Raw genomic sequence first — 23849 nt, 5'->3', positions numbered from 1 at the left:
TCAGGCCGAGCCGAAAACGGCGGGTTCCGAGAACCGGAGCGGAGCGTACTTGGAGTACGTGAGCACCGGAAGCACAGGAAACCGCCGTTTGCAGGCCGGCCTCACCTGAATATCGACATGCCTCAACGCACGCGCTGCCCAGTTGCCGGCGACCACAGCGGCCAGCTCTCGAGGAAATCGTGGCTGTGGATGACGACGCGCTGGCCCTCGATCAGGATGATCGAATAGGCGGGCGGTGCCTGCTCGACAACCTCGTCGCCGATGAGATCGAGCATGAAGCGGGCATGCAGGCCGCGCTGCGCCGAGAATGGGATGCCGGCGACGGTGCCGGCTATGTCGCGGTGGACATGGCCGAAGAAGATGGAGCGGACATTGCCGTGGCGCGTCAGCACATCGATCAGCCGCTGCGGCTGTTCGAGGCCGAGCGGGTCGAGCAGCGTAAGCCCAAGCTCGACCGGCGGATGATGCAGGAAGACATAGGCGGCCTTGCCTGCCGCCTCGCCAAGCCGCGCGTCGAGCCAGCCAAGCCGGCTGTCGCACAACTCGCCGGTGACGCGGCCTTCCGCCAGGCTGTCGAGGAAAAGCAAGCGCCCTTCCGGCGTGTCGAAAACCGACTGCACGAAACCGTTGCCGTCGGTCCCGTTTTCGGGAAAGGCGGCGATGAGGTTTGGGCGCCGGTCGTGGTTTCCGGGCAGCAGCCTGTAAGGCAACGTGAGCCGGCTCAGCGCCGCCTTGAAGTCGGCATAGGCTTGCGCCTCGCCGGCATCCGTCAGGTCGCCGGTAAAGATGCAGAGCGCCGCATCGCCGTGGCGGGCATTAATATGGTCGATGCAGCGGACGAGCCGCTCATGCAGATCGGCGCCGTAGCGGATTTCGCTCCGACGGCCGAGATGGACGTCGGTCACCTGGATGATCTTCATTCCGTAACCCTCAATCGAATTCGCGAAGCCGCCAACCGCCTTATAGAGCCGGCTCCGGCACCGAGGCCTTGAACACGTCGAGCCTGGCGCCTGTCTCCGAGGAGAAGAAGTGCAGGTCTGTCTCGGCGAACTGCAGGCCGATCGTGCTCCCGGGTTCGGGATGGACGGTCTCCGACGTCACGATGGAAAACGGCGCGCCGTCGAGATCGACATAGATGACGCGGCCGGCGCCCAGCTCCTCGATGAGGTCGACGGTCGCCGCGAGCGCGCCGGGCGCGCCCGGCGCCACCATGCGCACCGCCTCCGGCCGGATGCCGGCCGCGACTTTCGCGCCGATCGGCAGGCCCGTGCGCGACACGTTGAGCTTGCGGCTGCCACCGAGCAGCGACAGCCCGTCCAGCGTGACCGTGCCTTCGAGCATGTTCATCGCCGGGGCGCCGACGAAGGTCGCCACGAAGCGGCTTGCCGGCCGGCTGTAGACTTCCGCCGGCGTGCCGACCTGCTCGACGCGGCCGCCATTCATCACCACCAGCCGGTCTGCCAGCGTCATCGCCTCGACCTGGTCATGCGTGACGAAGACCGAGGTGGCGTTGAGGCGCCGGTGCAGCTTGCGGATCTCGGAGCGCATCTGCACGCGCAGCTTGGCATCGAGATTGGAGAGCGGCTCGTCGAAGAGGAAGACCTTGGGCTCGCGGATCATGGCGCGGCCCATGGCAACACGCTGGCGCTGGCCGCCGGAGAGCGCCATCGGCTTGCGGTCTAGCAGGTGCTCCAGCTCCAGGACGCGCGCCACCGCCTGGACACGCTGGGCGCGTTCGGCCGGCGGAACGCCGGCCACCTTCAGCGAATAGCCGATGTTCTGGGCCACGCTCATATGCGGGTAGAGCGCGTAGTTCTGGAACACCATGGCGCAGCCGCGCTCGCGCGGCTCGAGCTTGTTGACCACCGTGCCGTCGATAGCGATCGTGCCGTCGGAAATCTCTTCCAGTCCCGCGATCATCCTGAGCAGCGTAGACTTGCCGCAGCCCGACGGTCCGAGGATGACGACGAATTCGCCCGAGGCGAAGTCAAGATCGACGCCGTGCACGACCTGCGTCTTGGCGTAGTTCTTCTTGACGCCGCGAATGGTGATGGAGGCCATTTTTGTCTCCCTATTTTTCGGTGGCGATCAGGCCGCGCACGAACCAGCGCTGCATCAAGAGCACGACGATCAGCGGCGGCAGCATGACGATCAGCGTGCCGGCCATGGCAATATGCCATTCCGGCGCCCCGCCGACATTGGGGATGAGCTGCTTCAGCTCGGTCACCGCCATCGCATGCGACTGGTCGGTGGTGATAAGCAACGGCCACAGATACTGATTCCAGGCCCACAGGAACATGATGGTGCCGAGCGCCGCCATGTTGTTGCGCGACAGCGGCAGAAGGATATCGACGAAGAAGCGCAGCGCGCCGGCGCCGTCCATGCGCGCGGCCTCGGTCAATTCGTCAGACACGGTCAGGAAGAACTGGCGGTAGAGGAAAGTACCGGTGGCGGTGGCGACCAGCGGCAGGATCAGGCCGCTATAGGAATTGAGCAGCCCCAGGCTGAGCTGGACCCGAACGCCTGATATCTTCTCGATCAGCCAGGAAAGCCCCGTCAGATCCATGATCGTCTGATAGGGCTCCAGCACGTTGGCGACCACCGCGTAGGTCGGGACGATGCGCACTTCGAGCGGCAGCATCAGCGTGATGAAGATCAGCCAGAAGATCAGCGTCCGGCCGGGATAGCGGAAATAGACGATCGAGAAGGCCGTCAGCGCCGACACGATCACTTTGCCGGCGGCGACGCCGAACGCCATGATGAACGAGTTGAGCAGCTTCGGGCCGAGATCGGCCGTCACCCAGGCCGTCTTGATGTTGACCCAGAAATCGCTGCCCGGCAGCAGCGACATCGGCACGTCGTTGACGTCCTTCAGATTGTGCGAGGCGGCGATCGCCACGATGACGAACGGCGCCACGCAGAATACGAAGCCGGCAAACAGGATCAGATGCGTGAAAAAATTGAGGATCGGAGTGCGCTCGACCATGGCCGGCCTCAACGATAGTGGACGCGCCGCTCGATGAAGCGGAACTGGACGATGGTCAGTGCGACGATGAGCAACATCAGGATGATGCTCTGCGCGGCGGCGCCCGAATAATCGAGGCCTTTGAAGCCGTCGGAATAAATCTTGTAGACCATCAGATTGGTGGCGTTGGCCGGTCCGCCTGCGGTCATGATGTCGACGATGCCGAAGGAGTCCTGAAAACTCTCGGTGATGTTGATGACCAGCAGGAAGAAGATGGTCGGCGTGATCAGCGGGAACTGGATGTCCCAGAAGCGCCGGAGGACGCCTGAGCCGTCCATGGCGGCCGCCTCGATCAGCGAACGCGGGATCGCCTGGAAGGCGGCGAGGAAGAAGATGAAATTATAGCCGACATATTTCCAGGAAAAGGCGATGATGATCGAGGCCATCGCGTCGGCGCCGTCGAGGCCCGGGTCCCAGAAGCCCGGCCAGACCCGGTTGACGACGGCCATGAAGCCGGCTTCCGGCGCCAGGATGAAACGAAATGCCAGCGCCAGAGCGGGCGCGGCGATGCCGTAGGGCCAGATCAGCACCACGCGATACAGCCATGAGCCGGCAAGCTGCCGGTCGGTCAAGGCGGCGAGCACCAGCGCGATTGTCATCGCAAGTCCCGTGCTGATGCCGGCGAAGATCATGCTGGCGGTGATGGAATTCCAGTAGTCGGCATTGGCGAGGATCGAACGGAAATTGTCGAGCCCGACCCAGATGTTGCCGCCGCCCCAGGGCTGCTGCAGCGTCAGCGACCAGTAAACCGCCTGGCCGGCCGGCCAGTAGAAGAAGGTGAAGATCAGAAGAAGCTGCGGCACCGCGAACAGGATGCCGATCGTCCATCTGCCGAAAGTGACGCGTTTTTCCATCGATCCGCCGATGCCGTTGAACCGTCAGCCCACCTTCACGGTAAACCTAGATGTGAAATGGCCGCCCGTCGATTCCCGGCGGGCGGCCGTTCCAACATCCGGGATCAGGGCAGGGTCTTACCCGGATAGGTCTGCTGGAAGCGCTCGAGGATCGCGTCGCCGTTCTTGACCAGAGTGTCGAGGCCTTGCTGGACGCTGACCTTATTGGCGAAGATCGCCTGCATCTGCGTGCCGAACTCGGCGCGGATCTGGGTGAAGTTGCCGAGGCGGATGCCGCGGGTGATCTCTGTCGGCTCCGAGGCGGTCAGGCTCTCGATGGCCACTTCACGGCCCTTGTAAGGCGCCTTGTCGTAGAAGCCGTTTGACTTCATGAAATCGAAGCCCGACTTCGTCACCGGGATATAGCCGGTGTTGGTCGACCAGAACAATGCGGTCTTGGGATCGTGGATGAAGTTGAGGAAGGCGGCCGCGCCCTTGTATTCGGCGTCCGACTTGCCGGACAGCACCCACAGCGAAGCGCCGCCGACCAGCGAGTTCTTGCGCTCGGTGCCGGCATAGACCGGCAGCTCGGCGACGTCCCACTTCATGCCTTCCTTCTGGGTGCGGCCGACCGTGCCGTGGTCGCCGACCGAGGTGAGGATGATCTGGCAGGTGCCGGTGGCGAAGGCCTGCACCATATCCTGGCCGAGATCCTTCGACTTGATCTTGATAAGGCCTGCGTCATACCACTTCTTGAGATCGGTAACGTACTGGACGAACTTGGTCTTGTTGACTTCCAGACGGGCGTCGAGACCGTCATAGCCATTGTTCTTGGTGGCGATCGGCTGGTTATGCAGCGCCGAGAACTGCTCCATCAGCTGCCAGCTTTCATTGGCCGAGATGTTGATGGCCATCGGGCAATCATAGCCGGCGTCCTTCAGCGCCTTGAGGTCGGCGCCGACATCTTCCCAGGTCTTCGGCGCCTCGGTCTTGCCGATCTTGGCGAAGGCGTCCTTGTTCCAGTACATCAGTGCCGTTGACGAGTTGAACGGGAAGGACAGCATCTCGCCCTTCGAGGTCGCGTAATAGCGGGCGATGCCGGGGAAATAGTCGCTGTAGTCGATCTTGTAGCCGTTCTCTTCCATCAGCTTGTCGGCGGGCTTGTAGGCGCCCGACAGCATCATGGTGGCAGTGCCGACATCATAGACCTGGACGACGGTGGGCTGCTTGCCGGCACGGAAGGCGGCGATCGTGTTCTGCAGCGTGGCGTCGTAATTGCCCTGGCTGGTGCAAACGACCTGGTAGCCCTTCTGGGAATCGTTGAAGTTCTTGCACAGCGTGTCGACGACGCGGGCGAGGTCGCCCGAAAGACCGAACCAAAAATCGAATTTGACCGGCTCGGCAAAAGCAGGAACCGCAAGCGCGGTGCTGAGCGCGCCGGCGGCAAGGGCAGCGAAGCCCCGCTTGATGATCGTCATGGTTTTCCCTCTTGAGTGGCAGTGTGACAAGGTTTTGCGCAAGTCCTTGCCCGCTCTCATAGAGAAGGTATGTGACAGTTCTGCTGTGGGCCCGAAGCCCCTGTGGACAGCCAGTCTCTCCTCCCCTGGCAGCGGTCGCGCCGGCATGAAAACGTCACATCGGCGCTCTTGAGAGCTAGGGCGCCGCCAAGCGGCGAAAAGACCTCCGTGATTAACCGGCTAACTGGATGAGAAGAGAGATGCTGGTCCCGCAGCTCACGCACGTGCCTGTCGCCGTCCGCAACGCCATGCGGGACGGACCGCGCGACAGCGCCACCCATCTGCGCCACGCTGCCGCCGTTCCCGCCCTCGGCGAGATCGAGATCGGCGGCAAGGCGTCGCGCGAGAGCGCCGGCGAGAGCCTGACCGTCATGGCGTGGAACGTCGAGCGCCTGCGTCATGTCGATGCCATCGCCGCTATGATAGCCGGCCAGGCGCCGCACGTCGTGCTGCTGTCCGAAGTCGACAAGGGCATGGCGCGCTCCGGCAACGGCCATCTTTTGAGCCGGCTTGCCGATCGTCTGGGCCATTCCTACGCCTATGGCGTCGAGTTCCTTGAACTCGGCACCGGTAATGAGGCGGAGCAGGCGGCAAATGACGGCGCCGAGAACGTTGAGGGCTTCCATGGCAACGCCATAACCAGCGCCGTCCCGCTGCTGCGGCCCTTCCTCGTTCGGCTGGATGCCGCCGGTGCCTGGTTCCTGCCGGAGCACGGCCAACCCCGGATCGGCGGCCGCATGGCGCTCGGCGGCCAGGTGACGGTGGGCGAGCGCCGGGTCACCGTCGTTTCGGTGCATCTCGAGAACCGCACCGCGCCCGCCGGCCGCGCCGACCAGACGCGCCACCTCCTTGACGCCATCGACCGATATGACGCGGAAGCGCCGGTCCTGATCGGCGGCGATTTCAACACGCTGACCGCAACCTATGAAGAGCGCCACGCCGACCCGGCCGCATGGCAGGCTTGCATCGATGCCGAGCCGGACCGGCTGATGTGCCCCGACCGCCACGAGCCCCTCTTCGCGATCATGGCCGAGCGCGGCTACGATTGGCGCGACGCCAATGCGTTCGACAAGCCGACGCAGCGGCGCCCGGCGGGCGACAGCACGCCCACCGGCCATATCGACTGGTTCTTCACCCGCGGCCTTGCGGCAAGCGCACCGGAGACACTGCCGGCGGTGTTGCCGGACGGCAGCCCGAGCGCCGACCACGAGGCGCTGGTGGTTACGGTGCGGGTAAGATAGCGGCCAAGATCAGGGTTCGAGCGCCGCTTCCACCAGCCGCTTGGCATCAGGGCTCGACCATTCGGCCGGGCCGTTCATATGCGCGATCAGGCAGCCTTCGCCGTCGATCAGCATGGTCACGGGAAGCCCGAGCGCCAGCCCGCGCGTCTTCGCCTCATTGAACAGCGCGATCGTCGGGTCCCGGTAAAAGCCGAGTGTCTCGACGCCGATCTCCTTGAGGAACTTCTTCGGCTTCGCATCGTCGCCGGTGTCGACATTGACCGCGACGACCTCGAATTCCTTGCTGCCCTTCTCCTTCTGCAGCGCGTCGAGCGCCGGCATCTCGGCGCGGCATGGCGCGCACCATGTCGCCCACAGATTGAGCAGCACGGTCTTGCCGGCATGGTCGGCGATTGTCATTGGCTTGCCGTCGGGGCCATTGAAGGCCAAGCTCTTCAGCGATTGCGGCGGATCGGCCGGCTGCAGTGCCGCGACCTGGCCGACGGCCTTGGCGGCGATTTGCTTGGCGCGGGCGGCCTTTGCCGCGCAGGCGGCATCGTCCTTGCCGGCGGCCGCGACGGCCTTCTCGGGAGCGTTGTTGCCAGAACCGCTCTCGCTGACATATACCGCGACCGCGCCGGCCAGCACGCCCGCCACCAAAGCGGCGAGGATGAGGCGCGTAGTCGGAAAAAACAATCTCTTGCCGTCTGCCATTTTCAAAACTGCTCCGGAGCACGGGTTATAGCGATGAGCGACAAGAAGGCCAGCAACCAGATGTGGGGCGGACGTTTTGCCTCGGGTCCGGCTGCGATCATGGAAGCGATCAATGCGTCGATCGGCTTCGACCGCAAGCTCTATGCGCAGGACATAAGCGGATCGATCGCCCATAGCCAGATGTTGGCTCAAACGGGCATTATTTCGGCCGCCGATCAAGAAAAAATCGCTCACGGGCTGAACACGATCTTGAAAGAGATCGAGGCCGGCACGTTCGAATTCTCGACCAAGCTGGAAGACATCCACATGAATGTCGAGGCCCGCCTTGCCGACCTGATCGGCGCGGCGGCGGGACGCCTGCACACCGCCCGCTCGCGCAACGACCAGGTGGCGGTCGATCTCCGGCTTTGGGTCAAGCAGGAATGCCAGCGCGTCGCCCTGGCGCTGAAGGACCTGATCGCCGCGTTCCTGGAACGCGCCGAGGAGCATGCAGCGACCGTCATGCCCGGCTTCACCCATATGCAGGCGGCGCAGCCGGTGACGTTCGGCCACCACTTGATGGCCTATGTCGAGATGTTCGGCCGCGACCTCTCGCGCGTCCGCGACGCCATCGAGCGCATGGACGAAAGCCCGCTGGGCGCCGCGGCCCTTGCCGGCACGAGCTTCGGCATCGACCGCCACATGACGGCGAAGGCGCTGGGTTTCCGCGAGCCGACGCGCAATTCCCTCGACAGCGTTTCGGACCGCGATTTCGCGCTCGAGTTCCTGAGCCTCGCCGCGATCTGCGCGACGCACCTCTCCAGGCTCGCCGAGGAGATCATCATCTGGTCGACGCCGCAATTCGGCTTCATCCGCCTGTCGGATTCTTTCTCCACCGGCTCCTCGATCATGCCGCAGAAGAAGAACCCGGATGCCGCCGAGCTGGTGCGCGGCAAGACCGGCCGCGTTAACGGGCATCTCGTCGGCCTGCTGACGGTGATGAAGGGCATGCCGCTGACCTATGGCAAGGATATGCAGGAAGACAAGGAAGCGATCTTCGACGCCGCCGAGACGCTCGACCTGATGCTGGCGGCGACCGCCGGCATGGTGCGCGACATGACCATCAACGCCGCCGCCATGAAGAAGGCGGCCGGCGCCGGCCATGCCACCGCAACCGACCTTGCCGACTGGCTGGTGCGCAATCTCGGCCTGCCCTTCCGCGAGGCGCATCACGTCACCGGCCGCGCCGTGGCGCTCGCCGAGGAGAAGAAGGTCTCCCTGGAAAAGCTCTCGCTGGACGACCTGCGCTCCATCCACTCCGGCATCACCGACGACATCTTCTCGGTGCTTGCCGTGCAGAATTCGGTGAAGAGCCGCACAAGCTTCGGCGGCACCGCGCCGTCGGAAGTGCGAAAGCAGGTCGGCTACTGGAAAAAGAGGCTCGCCAAGGCTTAATGCATGTCGCCCAGAAGTGTGCAGCGGTTCTGGGATAACGACATGCACCAAAACAAATGCCGGGATGCAAAGCGCTGGAAACTCGGCTAAAAGCGGCGGCACAAGAAACAGTTTCGAACGGATGGATCGATGACCCGTAGCAGGATTTTGGTGACGCTGGCGCTGCTGGCGGCGGTTGTCACCGTCACCGCCTGCGGCAGGAAGACTGGCCTCGACACGCCCTATGAGGCGGCGGAGCAGGCGCGCAAGGATGCGGAAAAAGCCAAGCAGCCGGTGCCGCCCGAGCCGGAAAAACCGGTCAAGGACAGGAAATTCATCCTCGATCCCCTGCTCTAGAGCTGGTGAGATCGACCAGATCTCATCGGGCTTCAACTTTCCGGAACCAACACCCGTGAACCATTTCGACTACCGCGACGGCGTTCTCCATGCCGAGGACGTCGCCATTCCCGACATCGCAGCCGAGGTCGGCACGCCCTTCTATTGCTATTCGACGGCGACGCTGACCCGGCATTTCCGCGTCTTCAGAGAGGCTTTCGCCGGCCTCGACGCGCTGGTCTGCTACGCCATGAAGGCGAATTCCAACCAGGCCGTGCTGAGGACGCTGGCCAGGCAGGGCGCAGGCGCCGACGTGGTCTCCGAAGGCGAATTGCGCCGCGCTTTGGCCGCCGGCATCCCGGCCGACAAGATCCTGTTTTCCGGCGTCGGCAAGACCGCGAGCGAAATGGACTTCGCGCTTTCGGCCGGCATTCTCTGCTTCAACGTCGAATCCGAGCCTGAGCTTGAGCTTTTGTCGGCGCGCGCCGTGGCGCTCGGCAAGGTGGCGCCCATCTCGCTGCGCATCAATCCGGATGTCGATGCAAGGACGCACAAGAAGATCTCGACCGGCAAGGCCGAGAACAAGTTCGGCATTCCGTGGCAGCGCGCGCGGCAGGTCTATGCCCGTGCCGCGCAACTGCCGGGTATTAAGGTGACCGGCATCGACACTCATATCGGCAGCCAGATCACCGAGCTGCAGCCTTTCGATGACGCCTTCGCGCTGCTCGTCGAACTGGTCGGCGCGCTGCGCGCCGACGGACATGCGATCGAGCATGTCGATCTCGGCGGCGGCCTCGGCATTCCCTACCGCGTCGACAACAGCCCGCCGCCGCTGCCCGACGCCTATGCCGAGATCGTCAGGAAACACGTCACCGGGCTTGGCCTGAAGGTGATGTTCGAGCCCGGCCGCCTGATCGTCGGCAATGCCGGCATCCTGGTGTCGGAGGTCATCTATGTGAAGGAAGGCGACACCAAGAACTTCCTCGTCGTCGACGCCGCCATGAACGACCTGATCCGGCCGACGCTCTATGACGCCTTCCACGACATCAGGCCGGTGGTGCAGCCGCCCGCCTCCACGCCGCGCATGAAGGTCGACGTCGTCGGCCCGGTCTGCGAGACGGGCGACTTCATCGGTCTCGACCGCGACCTGCCGAGGCTGAAGGCGGGCGACCTCATCGCCGTTTCCACCGCCGGCGCCTATGGCGCGGTGCAGGCCGGCACCTACAACACCAGGCTCCTGGTGCCCGAGGTGCTGGTCGACGGCGACCGTTTTCATGTCGTGCGGCCGCGCCAGACCTATGAGAACCTGATTGGATTGGATTCGGTCCCCGACTGGCTGAAGTAACCGAGCGGCGCGCCTTAAGGAGCTGCCCATGCTGGAAAAAAAGACGATCACGCGCGAACGCATCGCCGCCGTGGAGCCGCGCATCCGGCCCTATGTGCGTCACACGCCTGTGATGCGCGTCGACATGGCGGATTTCGGCCGGCCCGCCTTTCCGGTCGACCTGAAGCTCGAATGCCTGCAGCATTCAGGGTCGTTCAAGGCGCGCGGCGCCTTCACCAACCTGCTCGAACGCCAGGTGCCCGGAGCCGGCGTGGTCGCCGCGTCCGGCGGCAATCATGGCGCAGCCGTCGCCTACGCCGCCATGAAGCTCGGGCTCAAGGCGACCATCTTCGTGCCCGAAGTCAGCCCGCCGGCGAAGCTCGCGCGCATTCGCGGCTATGGCGCCGAGCTGGTGGTCGGCGGCGCCCGCTATGCCGAAGCGCTGGCCGCCAGCGAAGATTTCGCCGCCAGGACCGGCGCCTTGCAGGTGCACGCCTTCAACCAGGAAGAAACGCTGCTCGGCCAGGGCACGCTCGGCCTGGAGATCGAGGCTGACCTGCCCGAGATCGACACGCTGCTGGTCGCGGTCGGCGGCGGCGGCCTTATCGGCGGCATCGCCGCCTGGTTCGCTGGCCGCATCCGCATCGTCGCCATCGAGCCCGAGGGAGCGCCGACGCTTTACCGTGCCCTGGAGGCCGGAGAGCCGGTCGATGCGCCCGCCGAGGGCATTGCCGCCGATTCGCTGGCGCCGAAGCGCGTCGGCGAGATGATGTTCCCGATCGCCGAAGCCTTCGTCGAGCGATCGATCCTGGTGAGCGACGACGACATCGTCGCGGCGCAAAAAGCGCTGTGGGACCGCGTGCGAATCATCGCCGAGCCGGGCGGCGCAGCCGCCTTCGCCGCCATGCTTTCCGGACGCTATGTGCCGGCGGAAGGCGAACGCGTGGCGGTCCTGGTCTGCGGTTCGAACACGAATCCCGCCAGTTTCTGATCATAATCCGGCCAAACCGCTTCACGTTTTTGGAACCCGCCTCGCCTTTGCCGTGTTTGTTGGTATCCTTCTGCTGATGACGTCCGGGCTATCGTGCCCGGGCAGGAAGGGCCGATGACCGAACGACCCATTTCCAGCGGCGAACGCGGCCCGGCCAGCGATGGACGCGGCCTGGCCGGGCGCCTGGCGCTCAGCCGGTTGGCGACGCGGGCCTCGATGCTCTTCGAGCGCGCCTGGCCGCTCGTGCTGCCATTGCTGGTCGTCGCCAGCCTGTTCCTCAGCCTTTCATGGTTCGGTCTGTTCCCGCGTCTGCCGGACACGGCCCGCATCGGCCTTCTGATCCTGTTCGCGCTGGCCGCGGTCGCGGCGCTCTATCCGCTTCGCTTCTTCCGCATGCCCTCGGCAGCCGAGATCGACCGGCGCATCGAGGCGGCGAACGAATTGCTGCACAGCCCGGTGCAGGTGCAGACGGACCGGCCGAGCGGCGCCGAGAGCATCTTCTCGCAGGCGCTGTGGCGCGAGCACCAGAAGCGCATGGCCGAGCGGCTTTCGAGCCTCGGCGCCGACCGGCCGCGCACCGGTGTGCCGGACCATGACCGCTGGGGCTTGCGCGCCGTGGCGGGGCTGTTGTTCGTCACCGCTTTGGCCTTCTCCTTCGGACCGTTTGGCGGCAGAGTCAGCGACGCTTTTGTCGCCCGCGCCGCGCACGATGCGGTGCCGCCGCGCATCGACGCCTGGGTAACGCCGCCCGCCTATACCGGCAAGGCGCCGCTGTTCCTGACTGCCGATGCCAACCAGGCCGTCCAGACATTTTCCGTTCCTCAAGGCAGCGACGTTTCGTTGCGCGTCACCGGCGGCTCGGGCGAGGAAACGCTGAGCTATGCCGATCAAGGCGGCAATGACCGCGCCATCGAGCCCGCGGCGCCCGCCGCAGCACCACCCGAGGGGACTGCGGCCGCCGCCGCCAGCCAGACGGCACCAAAGGTGCGCCAGTTCGCCGGCAAGCTGAACACCAACGGCACGCTGACACTGAAATCGGGCGATAGCGATCTCGGCCACTGGGCCTTTGCCGTCATTCCAGACAAGCCGCCGACGATCCGCTTCGTCGGCGAGCCGAAGCGCGCCGTCAACGGCGCCATCGAGCTGAACTACGAGATAGCAGATGATTACGGCGCGGCCTCCGCCAAGGCGGTTTTTGAGCCGTCGGACCCGCCGGCGGCCAACGCGCATCCGCTCTACGGCGCGCCCGACATGCCGTTGACCCTGCCGCGCCGCGGCGGCAAGGCGAGCGCGGCCAAGACGACCAAGGACCTGACCGAACACGTCTGGGCCGGTAGCAACATCAAGCTGACGCTGAGCGTCACCGACGATGCCGGCCACACCGCGACCAGCGAGACCAAGACAATGGTCATGCCGGAGCGGCCCTTCGCCAACCCGCTGGCAAGAGCGGTGATCGAACAGCGCCGGCTGCTGGCGCTTGACACCAATGCCAAGCCGCGCGTTCTCGACCTGATGGACGCGATCACGCTGCGGCCCGAGGATACGTTCGACAACATGTCGAACTATCTTGCCATCATGAGCGCGAGGAGCCGTCTGAAGCTCTCCGAGAGCGACGACCAGCTGCGCAACGTCGTCTCCTATCTCTGGGAAATCGCGCTCGGCATCGAGGAAGGCAATCTGTCTGCCGCCGAGCGCCGGCTGCGCCAGGCGCAGCAGGCGTTGCAGGACGCCATCAAGAACGGCGCCAGCGATCAGGAGATCGAAAAGGCGATGAAGGAACTGCGCGAGGCGATGAACCAGTTCCTGCAGGAATTCGCCCAGCGCGCGCAACAGAATCCGAACGCGCCGCAGATGCAGCAGAACGGCCGCGAGCTGCGCCAGAGCGACATCAACCGCATGATGGACCAGATCGAAAATCTGGCCAAATCGGGCGATCGCGACAAGGCGCAGCAGCTTCTCTCGGAGCTGCAGGACATGATGAACAACCTGCAGGCCGGCCGCCAGCAGCCGGGCGGCGAGCAGGACAGCGAGATGCGCCAGCAGATGGACAAGCTCGGCGACATCATGCGCCGCCAACAGGAAATGATGAACGACACCTTCCGGCTGGACCAGATGCAGCGCGGACAGCGTGGCGAGGGCGGCGAGCAACAGCAGCTTGGTGAGGACGGCGAACAGGGCCAGCCCAACGACCAGCAGCGGCCGGGCCCCGGTCAGGACCGCGATCCGCTGGGTCGGCCAAAAATGTCGCCGAAGGATTTGGCCGATGCACTGAAGCAGCTGCAGGAGGGCCAGGGCCAGTTGCAGAGCGAGCTCGACCAGTTGAAAAAAGGCCTCGAAGGCATGGGCATGGAGCCCAATGAGGGCTTCGGCGAAGCCGGCAAGTCGATGGGCAATGCCGAACAATCGCTTGGCCAGGGCGATGGCGACCAGGCCGTCGGCCACCAGGGCCGCGCACTGGAGGCGCTGCGCCGCGGCGCCAAGGAAATGATGAAGCAGATGCAGGCCATGCAGGGCGACCAGGGCGGCAGCGAGCAGGGCGGCCGCCAGCAGGACGCCGACCGCGATCCGCTGGGACGACCACGCGCCACCAACGGCCCCGATGATGGCACCTCGGTCAAGGTTCCAGACGAGATCGACGTTCAGCGCGCCCGCCAGATCCTCGACGCGATCCGCAAGCGGCTCGGCAATGCGCTCAGCCCCGATATCGAGCGCAGCTATCTCGAACGGCTGCTGGAGCTGAAATAGTTACAGAGGCGTCTATCTCTTGTTTCTACGCAATTCCGGTCGGAAAGCCGCTCACACTTTTCCTGGAATTGCTCTGGCGTTTCGCCGTCGTCGGATAGCTGTTGCCGCCGCTCAAGCACCGGCCGCCGCGCCCGTCTGCCGGGTCAGCATGAACGCCTCGCGGATCGCGTTCTCCATGCCATCGATCGCTTCGCCGGTCGCCAGCGGATTGCGGTGCAGGACGACGTTCGAGGAATCGATGTCGCCGAAGCCGTCGGCAGCCGTCAGTTCACGGCAATCTTCCGGGATGTTGCTGCGCGAGATTGGCGCGATCGCCAGGCCGGAAGTGACGGCGAGCGTCAGGCCGCCATTGGTGTCGCTGGTGTAGGCGACGCGGTAGTCGAGGCCGCGCTGCTGCAGTGACTTGATGGCGAAGTCGCGGCACCAGCCGTTGCGGCTATAGAGCGCGATCGGCACCGGCCGTTCCTCATGCCTATGATGCAGCGTCGATGTCACCCAGACCGTCGGGTCGTGCATCAGCACCTCGCCGCCGGAAGAGCCCTCCCATTCGAACACCACCGCGAGGTCGAGCTCGCCGGCCGCGAGCGCCCGCACCTGCGAATCCGAATGTGCGTAGCGCACCGTGACCTCGACGCGCGGATGCCTCTTGGCGAATTCGCCCAGCGCCCGCGACAGGATCGAACGTCCATATTCGGCCGGGATGCCGATGCGCACCAGCCCGCCGAGCGGCGGCGCCACCAGCGAGGCCGCCGTCTCGTCTAGCAGCGAGACGATCCGGCGCGCGTTGGCGATCAATTCGCCGCCGCGGCGCGTCAGCGCCACGCCGCGCGAGCCGCGCTCGAACAGATTGTCGCCGACCATGTCCTCCAGCTTCTTCATCTGCATGGACACGGCCGATTGCGTGCGCCCGGCTTTCTCCGCCGCACGTGTGAAATTGCCGGTTTCGGCCACCGCCACGAAGGTACGCAGGAGGTCGCTGTCGAGAACTGGTCGCATCGGGGTCGCCATAAGAAAAGCTGATTGCTGGCATCATTCCAATTCGTTTGCCAGATGTCAAACACCGCAGGATAGTGAGACACCCATTGGATATGCGGCCGCGAAATCGGTCGCGGACCAATCGAAGAGTCCTCACTCGTGCCCGCTGCCTGAAAACGGTAGCGGGTTCTTTTTCGCTGGATCGATCATGCAGAACCGGACGGTGCTTGGCATTTTGAGCCTCTGTCTCGGCGTGCTGGTCTTTTCGCTGCAGGATCCGCTGGTGAAGGCGGTGTCGGGCGGCTATCCGGTGACCGAGGTGATGGCGATCCGCGCCATCGTCGCGCTACCGATCCTGATCGTCATCGTCCAGGCCGGTGTCGGCCTGAAGGCGGTGCTGTCCAAGCGCTTCGGCATGCTGACGCTGCGCGCCTTCATCCAGTTCTCGTCCTATACGGTGTATTATCTGGCGATCGCCGCCTTGCCGCTGGCCGATGCAGTGGCGCTCTATTTCATGGCGCCGCTGTTCATCATGGCGATGGCCGGTCCCTATCTCGGCGAGCGCGTCTCCTGGAAAACGTTGGCGACGGTGCTGATCGGCCTGGTCGGCGTGCTTGTGATGGTGCGTCCCGGCGCCAACGTGTTCGACTGGGCGGCGCTGCTGTCGCTGGGCTCGGCCTTCCTCTACGGCTTTTCGCAACTGATGGCGCGCCGCATCGGCGACACCGAATCGTCGACCGTGATGGCCTTCTACCAGAACGGCGCCTATCTCAGCGGCGCCATTGCGGTCGCGACCGTCTTCCACCTTGCCGGAATCACCCATGCCGCACATCCGAGTGTCGAATTCCTGGTGCGGCCATGGGCGTGGCCGACGATGCCGGATTTCCTGAAGATGGCCGCCTGCGGCCTCGTCGCTTCCGCCGGCATGATCCTGTTGTCGCAGGCCTACCGGATGGCGCCGGCCAACCGCGTCGCCACCTTCGAATACACCGGCATCCTGTGGTCGCCGCTCTGGGGTTTCCTGTTCTTCGCCGAAGTGCCGCGTGAAACCACCGTGCTGGGCGCGGCGCTGATCATCGGCGCCGGCCTGCTTGCGCTGAGCGGCGGGCGTCGGCGAAGTGCAGCGCCGGCCGTCCCTGTTACGACCGATGCGGTCTCAAGCGAAGCAGCTTAAAGCCTTGCCGACGCGGCCGCGGATCTCGGCAAGCGTGAACGGCTTCTGCACGACGTCGAGGATGATGCCGTTGAGTTCCTCGGCGCGCTCGCGCTGGTCGGCATAGCCGGTCATCAGCATGATCCGCATCGCTGGAAACTCTCTTGCGGCGGCTGTCGCCATCTCGATGCCGTCCATTTCCGGCATGCGGATGTCGGACACCACCAGATCGAAACCGCCACGCGCCTGCCGGATCCTGTCCAGCCCCTGCGCGCCGTCGGTGGCGATGGTGACATTGTGGCCATCGCGCTCGAGCGCGCGGGCAGCGAGGGTGCGGACGGACTCATCGTCCTCGACGATCAGAAGCTTTGCCATGCCGAGATAGATGCCGCCGAAATATTGATGTTTTCTGAAAATTCTAACGATCGGCAGCTTTTCGGAATGGCCCCGCCCTCCTCAGACATCGCCTTTCACCACCCCGACAAATGGCAGCTCGCGGAACGCGTGGGCGACATCCATGCCGTAGCCGACGACGAAATAGTCCGGGCAGTCGAAGCCGACATAGTCGGCGTTGAGCGAGGTCTGGCGGCGCATGCGCTTGTCTAGCAGCACCGCGATGGCGCAGCTCTTGGCGCCCCGCGAAAGCATCAGGTCGCGGGTGTAGGAAAGCGTCTTGCCGGATTCCAGTATGTCGTCGATCAACAGCACGTCGCGGCCGGCGACCTCGTTGTCGATGTCGCGCAACACCCTGACCTCGCCGCTCGTGGTGCCGGCGCCATAGCTGGAGATGAAGATGAACTCGACTTCCGGCGACAGGCCGACATCATGCATGGCGCGGATGAGATCGGCGGCAAAGACGAACGAGCCCTTGAGGATCGAGATCACCAGCAGGTCGTGGTAGTCGCGCCCGGCGATTTCCTTGGCGAGCTCGAGATTGCGGCGCGCGATCGCGGACGCCGAAAACAGGACCTCGATGTCCTTGCCGCGCACAACTGGCATTGTTTCGTCCTTCAAAATCACCTGGAAGCGCAGGAAACCGCTATTTGCAGGCCGGCCTCACCCGAAGATCGACGCACCTAGCCGGCGAAGGTGACGGAGACGGTCCTTACGCCGTCTTTAGGCACATCGAGGCGGCTGGAAAAGCCGAATCTTTCGCCCGGCCCCAGGGAACGGTTCGATGTCCCCAGCCTGTAGCGGATAATGTTGGCGTTGTTGTCGGTGACGCGGATTTCGAGCGGCGGCAGTGTTTCCGACCGCATGCCGTCATTCGCCGCCTCGCCATCCACGAACAGCACCGGCTTCAAGCCCGACGCATCGATGCGCGACGTCACGCCGGAAATGGTGAGCGCGCTCGCCGGCGCGGCGGTCGTCCAAAAGGGGCTCTGCCGGACCAGCGCGTGACCGCCCGACATCCAAAACGAGATCAGCGCTATGCCGATGCCGGCGATCCAGAACATTGGACCGCCGCGCGAGGACCGCGGCGGCCCTGCCTCCGATTTGCGCAGCATGCCCATGCCCTCGATCGATGGCGTCGGCGGAATCTGCGGCGGGGGTGCTGCCGGTGCCGAGGCAAAACGCGGCAGCACCACGTAATCGGCATCGACGATATCGACGGCATCGAAAACGGCGCGTTCCGGCGCGGCATTTGTTGCCGTGCCGGTCATGATTTCGCCGGAAACAGGGCGCGCGGTTCTCTCGTCAGCCATTACGGCACCAGTGCAGTCTTCGTTTCTTTTGCGTAAACGGAATTGGTTAACGCTTCCCCACCGGAATGGCTTTGATGCACGCTGAGCATCGCAAAATTAACCGCCGGTTAACCATGCCGGCGGATGGTCTGTTAGAGTAGATTGTGGCGCGTCGCCGCCGAGAGTTTCCAGGTCGCCAAACGTGATCCGCTTCGAAAATGTCGGCCTCCGCTATGGCATGGGTCCGGAGATCCTCCGGGACATCTCCCTGCACATTCCGGAGCGCTCCTTCCAGTTCCTGAGCGGCCCTTCGGGCGCCGGCAAGACGACCTTGCTGCGCTTGCTGTTCATGTCGCTGAAGCCGACGCGCGGCCTGATCACCATCTTCGGCAAGGATCGCTCGCGCATTTCGCGCGGCGAACTGCCGCTGCTGCGGCGCCGCATTGGCGTGGTGTTCCAGGACTTCCGCCTGCTCGACCATATGACGACATACGAGAATGTCGCGCTGCCGCTGCGCGTTCGCGGGCGCGAGGAAGCGAGCTACCGCACCGACGTCACCGAGCTTCTGAAATGGGTCGGCCTCGGCGACCGCATGCATGTGCTGCCGCCGGTGCTGTCCGGCGGCGAGAAGCAGCGCGCCGCGATTGCCCGGGCCTTGATCGAACAGCCGGAGATCCTGCTCGCCGACGAGCCCACCGGCAATGTCGACCCGCCGCTGGCGCGCCGGCTGCTCAGGCTGTTCATAGAGCTCAACCGGCTGGGCACCGCTGTAGTGATCGCCACCCACGACCTTGGCCTAATGGAGCAGGTCGATGCGCGCCGCATGATTCTGGCCGGTGGAAGGTTGGACGTCTATGACTGACCTCCGGCCGATCACCTCCACGACGAAGCCGAGGCGCCGGTGACGATCCGGCGTGTCCAGCGCAAGACGGCGCCGATCGTGCCGGCGCAGAACATCGCCGGACGGGCGCTGGTGCTGGTCATCGCCATCATGACCTTCCTGTCCTGCCTCACCTTCGGCGCGGTGACGCTGGTGCGCGATACCGCATCGGTCTGGGAGAACCAGATTTCGCGCGAGGCGACGATCCAGATCAAGCCGGCCGACGGCCTCGATATGGAGGCGGCCCTTGCGCAGGCCTCGCAGATCGCCAGCGAGTTCCCCGGCGTGAAGGGCACCAAGATCATCGACCGCGACGCGACCGCGCGCCTTCTGGAACCATGGCTGGGCAGCGGTCTCAACATCGACGAATTGCCGGTGCCGCGCCTCATCATCGTCACCATCGACGAGGCCAGCCCCCCGGACTTCGCCGCCATGCGCGCCGCCATCACGCCGAAAATCCCGACCGCCGCGCTCGACGACCACCGCACCTGGGTCGACCGTCTGGTCGCCATGGCGCACACGACGGTGACGATCGGCATCGCCGTTCTGGTGCTGATGCTCTCGGCGACCGTGCTGACGGTGGTGTTCGCCACGCGCGGCGCCATGGCCGGCAACGGCCATATCATCGAGGTGCTGCATTTCGTCGGCGCCGAGGCGCGCTTCATCGCGCGCGAGTTCCGCTGGCATTTCCTGGTCACCGGCATGAAGGGCGCGGCCGCCGGCGGCGCCCTGGCGATCGCCGTCTTCATCGTCTTTTCCTGGTGGTCGTCGCGCAGCATGGCCACGCCTCAGGCCGACCAGGCGACCGCTTTGTTCGGTAATTTTGCCATCGGCTCGGCCGGTTATTTCGGCGTCGGCCTGATGGTGCTGGTGATCGGCGCGCTGACTGCGGCCACTTCGCACGCGACTGTCGTCGCCTATCTCAGCGACATCGACGTTCGCCAGCCGGATGCGGGCTGACCTATGATATCAATCCGGAAACCAGCGCAAAGCGCTATATTCAAACAAGACAATGATCACACACGGGATACTTGCCGTAACGCAATGTGCGCCGTCCTGCCTATCAATGGCGGCATTTCGGAGTTAACCATTAGAAGCTTTCAGGATTAACCCGGGGATGATGGAAGCGCAGGATTCTGTCGAGACGGCTGGACCGATGCCGGCGATGCCTATGCGCACCGCTGTCCCTGCCGGGTTTGGCCGTCTGTGGCTCGCCTTGCGTATCTTCGGTTTTGTGGTTCTTACCGCGTTGGCGCTTTTTGCCGGCGGCTTCGGCTGGTTTGCCGACAAGGTCAGCCATATGACGACTCCAGCCAATCCGGCCAGGGCCGATGCCATCATCGTGCTCACTGGCGGGCAGTCGCGGCTCGATGCGGCGATGGACCTGCTGGCCTCCGGCAAAGGCGAACGCTTGCTGATCAGCGGCGTCCATCCGTCGGCCACCAGGCGCCAGTTGCAGGCGGCAATGGGCGGCGACAGGCAGCTCTTCTCCTGCTGCGTCGATATTGACCGCGCCGCGCTCGACACCATCGGCAATGCCGAGGAAAGCGCCAAATGGGTGGAGAACCACGCCTATGGCAGCATCATCATCGTCACCAACAACTACCACATGCCGCGCAGCCTGCTCGAGATGGGCCGGCTGCTGCATGGCGCGCGCCTGGAACCCTATCCGGTGGTCAATACCAATCTCGGTAATGGCGGCTGGCTGACCAAGCCAGAGGCGCTGCGCGTGCTGCTGACCGAATACAGCAAATATGTACTGTCGCTGGCGCGCGGCTTCCTGCCGCTTCGCACGACGCCCGAGGGCGTCACGCTGGCGGAAGCATCGACCGTGGTGAAGAATTAAGCCTCAGCCGCCGCATTATCGCGCAAGCGGGCTATCTCCTGCTCCAGGCCGGCTATGCGCCGGTCGCGCTCGGCAAGGGCGGCCGCGACGTCCGCCGCTTCGAAACGCTGGGGAATATGCTGCGGGCAATTGGCATCCCAGGCCGTGACCGTGAACAGGATCGTCTGCTCCGGCCGCGCCTTGTAGTCCGCCGGCATCAGCTTCGCCGTCAGCTCCGGGTCATTCTCGACGACACGCGCCCTACCCCAGATCTTGATGCGCTGCCTGAGCATGTAGTCGATCAGGAACAGGAACGCCTGGTCGTTGTCCTCGAGATTGCCCTGGGTGATGAACTGCCGATTGCCGGAAAAATCCGCAAAGCCGATCATGTGCTCGTCCAGCACCTTCAGGAAACCGGCCGGCCCGCCGCGATGCTGGATGTAGGGCTGGCCTTCGGCATTGGCCGTCGCCAGAAACGCGCTGGTCTGCGCTTCGATGAAGGCGGCGAGGTCCGGCGTGATTGTTGCCCGCCAGCCGCCGCGCTGCTCGACGCGCGCATAGGAATCACGCGACCCCTTGCGGGACTGGATGGCCTTGATCGTCGGCGTGAAGGCCACGTCGCTGGTGAATTCATTCATGCCGGCGCTCCTCGGACAGGATCGCACCTCACTTAGCCTCTTCCGAAATTCGGATGTAGGGGACATATTTGGAACTCACCCTTCCATATTTCGGGAGAATAATGGATCGCCTCGATGCTATGTCCCTATTCGTCGCCACGGTGGAGGCCGGCAGCCTTTCCGCCGCCGCGCGGCGCGCCGGCATCCCGCTGGCGACCGTGAGCCGCAAGCTCTCCGAACTGGAGAAGCACTTGGGGACGCGCCTGCTCAACCGCTCGACGCGGCGGCTGACGCTGACCGATGCCGGCCAGTCCTATCTTGCCGCCTGCCGCCGCATCCTCGACGAAGTGAGCGAGGCCGAACGCATCGCGGCCGGCGAATATTCGAGCCCGACCGGCGAACTGGTCATCACGGCGCCGGTCGTCTTCGGCCGTCTCCATGTGCTGCCGGTGATCACCGGCTTTCTCGCCGTCTATCCGCAAGTGAATGTCCGCCTGACCTTGTCGGACCGGATCACCCAACTAGTCGAGGAGCATATCGATCTGGCGGTGCGCATCGGCGAGCTGCCGGATTCGGCCATGGTCGCGATCCGCGTCGGCTCGATCCGCCGCATCGTCTGCGCAAGCCCGGCCTATCTCGCCATGCACGGCACGCCGGAGAAACCGCCGGAACTCGCGGGCCACAACTGCATCACCTTCGAAGGTCTAGCCGCTCCCGCGACATGGAATTTCGGAGCGGGCAAGACGGAAACCACAGTCGCGGTCCGCTCGCGCCTGCAGGTCAACACCGCCGAGGCGGCCATCGATGCCGCGATTGCCGGCCTGGGCCTGACGAAAGTGCTCTCCTACCAGGCCGATGCCGCCGTGCGCGCCGGCGCGTTACGGGTGGTGCTGGAGCTGTTCGAGCCGCCGCCCTGGCCGGTGAGCCTTGTCCATGCTGGCCAGGGCCGGCTGCCGGTGAAGCTGCGCGCCTTCCTCGATTTTGCAGCACCGCGCCTGAAGGAACGGCTGGCAGGATCGTTGTAGGGGCAGCGTTCGATCAAGGCGCCGTTTCCTTTTTTGCGCCGCTTGGTGTAACCAACGCACACTTCCTCACGGGCCCTTTGCATGCTCATTATCCGCTCGCTGGCGTTCAACTTCGTCTTCTATCTTAGCCTGATCGTCCAGATGATCTTCTGGACGCCTTTCTATTTCCTGTCGCCGCGCCACCGCGCCTGGTTCGTGCCGAAATTCTGGTCGCGGAGCTCGATGTGGCTCTATGACAAGATCGCCGCGACGAAGAGCGAGATCACCGGTGTCGAGAACCTGCCCGACGGCTCCTTCATCCTGGCGCCGAAGCATCAATCTTTCTGGGACGCGATCGCCTTCTTCCCCTATCTCGACGACGCGCTCTACATCCTGAAGCGCGAGCTGACCTGGATCCCCTTCTTCGGCTGGTACATCATGAAGATGCGCATGATCCCGGTCGACCGCGGCAGCCGTTCGAAAGCGCTTAAGGCGGTCATCGCCGCGACCAGGCAGGAGATGAACCGCAATCCGCGCCAGCTCATCATCTATCCCGAAGGCACTCGCCGCCCGCCGGGCGCCGAACCCTCCTACAAATACGGCATCGTCGAGCTCTACACGCAGCTCGGCGTTCCCGTGGTGCCGGTTGCCCATGTTGCCGGTCTCTACTGGCCGCGCCGCAAGTTCCTGCGCTATCCGGGCACCATCAAGGCCCGCTTCTTGCCCGCGATCCCGCCAGGGCTCGGCAAGGAGGAATTCATGCAGCGGCTGATCGGCGCGACCGAGGCCGCCTGCGACCAGATGCTCGTCGAGGCCGCGCAGGCGCCGAACCCGCCGCCGATGCCGCCGACGGCGGTGAAACGGCTGGCCGAACTCGGCGTAACGGCCAAGACCTGATCGGCTACCGCAGCGCCGCCAGCAGGGTCGTCAGCACCAGCGTGGCGGCAAACACCAGATTGATGATCCGCGAGGCCATGGGATGGCGCAGGGCGCGCGCGAACGCCGTTCCGGCAAGCAGCCACGCGACGTGGATGGTGACGATCATCGCGGCAAGCACCAGCAGCCTGGTGGAAGCGCCGAGCGCATCGGCCTGCGACGCGGCGCCGGCGAAAACCGCGGCGATCGCCACATAGGCTTTCGGGTTGGCAACCGCGAGCATGAAGCCGCCGAGAAAATCGGGCTTCGTCGCCGTGCTCCCGCGCTCCGCCAATGGCGGCGCGGTCGCTATTCTGAAGGCAAGATAAAGGATGTAGGCGGCCGAAAGGAGCGCCAGCACCGGCGCCACTCCCGGCACCGAGGTCAGCATGCCGAAAAACCCGCCCGCCACCGCCAGAAGCACTGCGATCGTGCCGAGCACCACGCCGGACGTGTAAACCAGGGAAGGACGCAGACCGAAAGCCGCGCCGACGGCGGTCACGCTGATCGTCGCCGGTCCCGGACTGCCCATGACGACAGTCGCGGCCACGATAAGCGCCAGCACTTGCTGCCAAGGCTGTGCCGCGCCCAGAACACCACCGGCCATGTCGAACCTCCGCCTGCCGCGATCCGACAGGACTTAGGAGGGATCGTCATGGCCGTCTTGGACGTTCGTG

24 protein-coding genes are annotated in these 23849 nt (G+C 64.7%); 12 read left to right on the top strand and 12 right to left on the bottom strand.

The window, feature by feature from the left end:
- Window positions 1-122: 122 nt before the first annotated feature.
- From LB528_RS05435 to LB528_RS05415, 5 genes are all read right to left on the bottom strand, one after another.
- Complete coding sequence (locus LB528_RS05435; RefSeq protein WP_224516672.1) at window positions 123-920, bottom strand: phosphodiesterase; 798 nt, start codon at window positions 918-920, stop codon at window positions 123-125.
- Between the two features lie 40 nt (window positions 921-960).
- The gene (ugpC, locus tag LB528_RS05430; protein WP_224714087.1) at window positions 961-2061 is read right to left on the bottom strand and encodes a sn-glycerol-3-phosphate ABC transporter ATP-binding protein UgpC; all 1101 of its coding nucleotides are present in this window, start codon (window positions 2059-2061) and stop codon (window positions 961-963) included.
- 10 nt (window positions 2062-2071) lie between these two features.
- Entirely contained in the window at window positions 2072-2986 is a 915-nt protein-coding gene (locus LB528_RS05425; protein ID WP_224714086.1) for an ABC transporter permease subunit, read from the bottom strand.
- 8 nt (window positions 2987-2994) lie between these two features.
- Window positions 2995-3879, bottom strand: a complete 885-nt coding sequence (locus tag LB528_RS05420; protein WP_224714085.1) for an ABC transporter permease subunit — start codon at window positions 3877-3879, stop codon at window positions 2995-2997.
- A gap of 104 nt (window positions 3880-3983) precedes the next feature.
- The gene (locus LB528_RS05415) at window positions 3984-5336 is read right to left on the bottom strand and encodes an extracellular solute-binding protein (RefSeq protein ID WP_224714084.1); all 1353 of its coding nucleotides are present in this window, start codon (window positions 5334-5336) and stop codon (window positions 3984-3986) included.
- 239 nt (window positions 5337-5575) lie between these two features.
- Between LB528_RS05415 and LB528_RS05410 the strand changes: the two genes are divergently transcribed.
- The gene (locus LB528_RS05410) at window positions 5576-6616 is read left to right on the top strand and encodes an endonuclease/exonuclease/phosphatase family protein (RefSeq protein ID WP_224714083.1); all 1041 of its coding nucleotides are present in this window, start codon (window positions 5576-5578) and stop codon (window positions 6614-6616) included.
- A gap of 9 nt (window positions 6617-6625) precedes the next feature.
- Here the strand turns inward: LB528_RS05410 and tlpA are convergent, their stop codons facing one another.
- Window positions 6626-7309: a thiol:disulfide interchange protein TlpA gene (tlpA, locus tag LB528_RS05405; protein ID WP_224714082.1), complete on the bottom strand. Its 684-nt coding sequence runs from the start codon at window positions 7307-7309 to the stop codon at window positions 6626-6628.
- A 33-nt stretch (window positions 7310-7342) separates the two neighbouring features.
- Between tlpA and argH the strand changes: the two genes are divergently transcribed.
- The 5 genes from argH (at window position 7343) to LB528_RS05380 (ending at window position 14118) form a co-directional block, all read left to right on the top strand.
- The gene (argH, locus tag LB528_RS05400) at window positions 7343-8743 is read left to right on the top strand and encodes an argininosuccinate lyase (RefSeq protein ID WP_224714081.1); all 1401 of its coding nucleotides are present in this window, start codon (window positions 7343-7345) and stop codon (window positions 8741-8743) included.
- Between the two features lie 129 nt (window positions 8744-8872).
- The gene (locus LB528_RS05395) at window positions 8873-9079 is read left to right on the top strand and encodes a lipoprotein (RefSeq protein ID WP_127253283.1); all 207 of its coding nucleotides are present in this window, start codon (window positions 8873-8875) and stop codon (window positions 9077-9079) included.
- 55 nt (window positions 9080-9134) lie between these two features.
- A complete protein-coding gene (gene lysA / locus LB528_RS05390) occupies window positions 9135-10403 on the top strand; it encodes a diaminopimelate decarboxylase (RefSeq protein WP_224714080.1) in 1269 nt (422 codons plus the stop codon).
- A 28-nt stretch (window positions 10404-10431) separates the two neighbouring features.
- On the top strand, window positions 10432-11373 hold the full coding sequence (locus LB528_RS05385) for a threonine/serine dehydratase (RefSeq protein ID WP_224714079.1): 942 nt from the start codon (window positions 10432-10434) through the stop codon (window positions 11371-11373).
- A 114-nt stretch (window positions 11374-11487) separates the two neighbouring features.
- The gene (locus LB528_RS05380; RefSeq protein WP_224714078.1) at window positions 11488-14118 is read left to right on the top strand and encodes a TIGR02302 family protein; all 2631 of its coding nucleotides are present in this window, start codon (window positions 11488-11490) and stop codon (window positions 14116-14118) included.
- Between the two features lie 111 nt (window positions 14119-14229).
- Here LB528_RS05380 and LB528_RS05375 read toward each other — a convergent pair whose 3' ends face one another.
- Window positions 14230-15114 (bottom strand): LysR family transcriptional regulator, encoded by an 885-nt coding sequence (locus tag LB528_RS05375; protein WP_224714077.1) that lies wholly within the window; start codon window positions 15112-15114, stop codon window positions 14230-14232.
- Window positions 15115-15301: 187 nt separating this feature from the next.
- Between LB528_RS05375 and LB528_RS05370 the strand changes: the two genes are divergently transcribed.
- Window positions 15302-16267, top strand: a complete 966-nt coding sequence (locus LB528_RS05370; protein WP_224714076.1) for a DMT family transporter — start codon at window positions 15302-15304, stop codon at window positions 16265-16267.
- Here LB528_RS05370 and LB528_RS05365 read toward each other — a convergent pair.
- The 3 genes from LB528_RS05365 to LB528_RS05355 form a co-directional block, all read right to left on the bottom strand.
- On the bottom strand, window positions 16250-16621 hold the full coding sequence (locus LB528_RS05365; protein WP_224516600.1) for a response regulator: 372 nt from the start codon (window positions 16619-16621) through the stop codon (window positions 16250-16252). The two genes, LB528_RS05370 and LB528_RS05365, sit on opposite strands and share 18 nt — an antisense overlap.
- Before the next feature lie 81 nt (window positions 16622-16702).
- Window positions 16703-17245 (bottom strand): hypoxanthine phosphoribosyltransferase, encoded by a 543-nt coding sequence (gene hpt / locus LB528_RS05360; protein ID WP_224516599.1) that lies wholly within the window; start codon window positions 17243-17245, stop codon window positions 16703-16705.
- A gap of 77 nt (window positions 17246-17322) precedes the next feature.
- On the bottom strand, window positions 17323-17952 hold the full coding sequence (locus tag LB528_RS05355) for a hypothetical protein (RefSeq protein ID WP_224714075.1): 630 nt from the start codon (window positions 17950-17952) through the stop codon (window positions 17323-17325).
- A 181-nt stretch (window positions 17953-18133) separates the two neighbouring features.
- On the opposite strand from LB528_RS05355, the gene ftsE reads away from it, so the two are divergent.
- The 3 genes from ftsE to LB528_RS05340 all read left to right on the top strand — a co-directional run bounded on the left by ftsE (window position 18134) and on the right by LB528_RS05340 (window position 20657).
- Complete coding sequence (gene ftsE / locus LB528_RS05350; RefSeq protein ID WP_027167480.1) at window positions 18134-18793, top strand: cell division ATP-binding protein FtsE; 660 nt, start codon at window positions 18134-18136, stop codon at window positions 18791-18793.
- Window positions 18794-18832: 39 nt separating this feature from the next.
- Entirely contained in the window at window positions 18833-19771 is a 939-nt protein-coding gene (locus tag LB528_RS05345) for a cell division protein FtsX (RefSeq protein ID WP_224714074.1), read from the top strand.
- 157 nt (window positions 19772-19928) lie between these two features.
- Window positions 19929-20657, top strand: a complete 729-nt coding sequence (locus LB528_RS05340) for a YdcF family protein (protein WP_224714073.1) — start codon at window positions 19929-19931, stop codon at window positions 20655-20657.
- Here LB528_RS05340 and LB528_RS05335 read toward each other — a convergent pair.
- Window positions 20654-21274: a pyridoxamine 5'-phosphate oxidase family protein gene (locus LB528_RS05335; protein ID WP_224714072.1), complete on the bottom strand. Its 621-nt coding sequence runs from the start codon at window positions 21272-21274 to the stop codon at window positions 20654-20656. The genes LB528_RS05340 and LB528_RS05335 overlap by 4 nt on opposite strands.
- Window positions 21275-21375: 101 nt before the next feature.
- On the opposite strand from LB528_RS05335, the gene LB528_RS05330 reads away from it, so the two are divergent.
- Together LB528_RS05330 and LB528_RS05325 are read left to right on the top strand one after the other, a co-directional pair.
- A complete protein-coding gene (locus LB528_RS05330; protein WP_224714071.1) occupies window positions 21376-22278 on the top strand; it encodes a LysR family transcriptional regulator in 903 nt (300 codons plus the stop codon).
- A gap of 81 nt (window positions 22279-22359) precedes the next feature.
- Entirely contained in the window at window positions 22360-23154 is a 795-nt protein-coding gene (locus LB528_RS05325) for a lysophospholipid acyltransferase family protein (protein ID WP_224516594.1), read from the top strand.
- Between the two features lie 4 nt (window positions 23155-23158).
- On the opposite strand, the gene LB528_RS05320 is transcribed toward LB528_RS05325, so the two are convergent.
- Window positions 23159-23779, bottom strand: coding sequence for a LysE family translocator (locus LB528_RS05320; RefSeq protein WP_224516593.1), 621 nt, complete (start codon window positions 23777-23779; stop codon window positions 23159-23161).
- Window positions 23780-23849: the final 70 nt, after the last annotated feature.

This window comes from Mesorhizobium sp. CA4 (assembly GCF_020165075.1).
Classification (GTDB): domain Bacteria; phylum Pseudomonadota; class Alphaproteobacteria; order Rhizobiales; family Rhizobiaceae; genus Mesorhizobium.
This window is presented reverse-complemented; position numbering and strand designations above follow the sequence as displayed.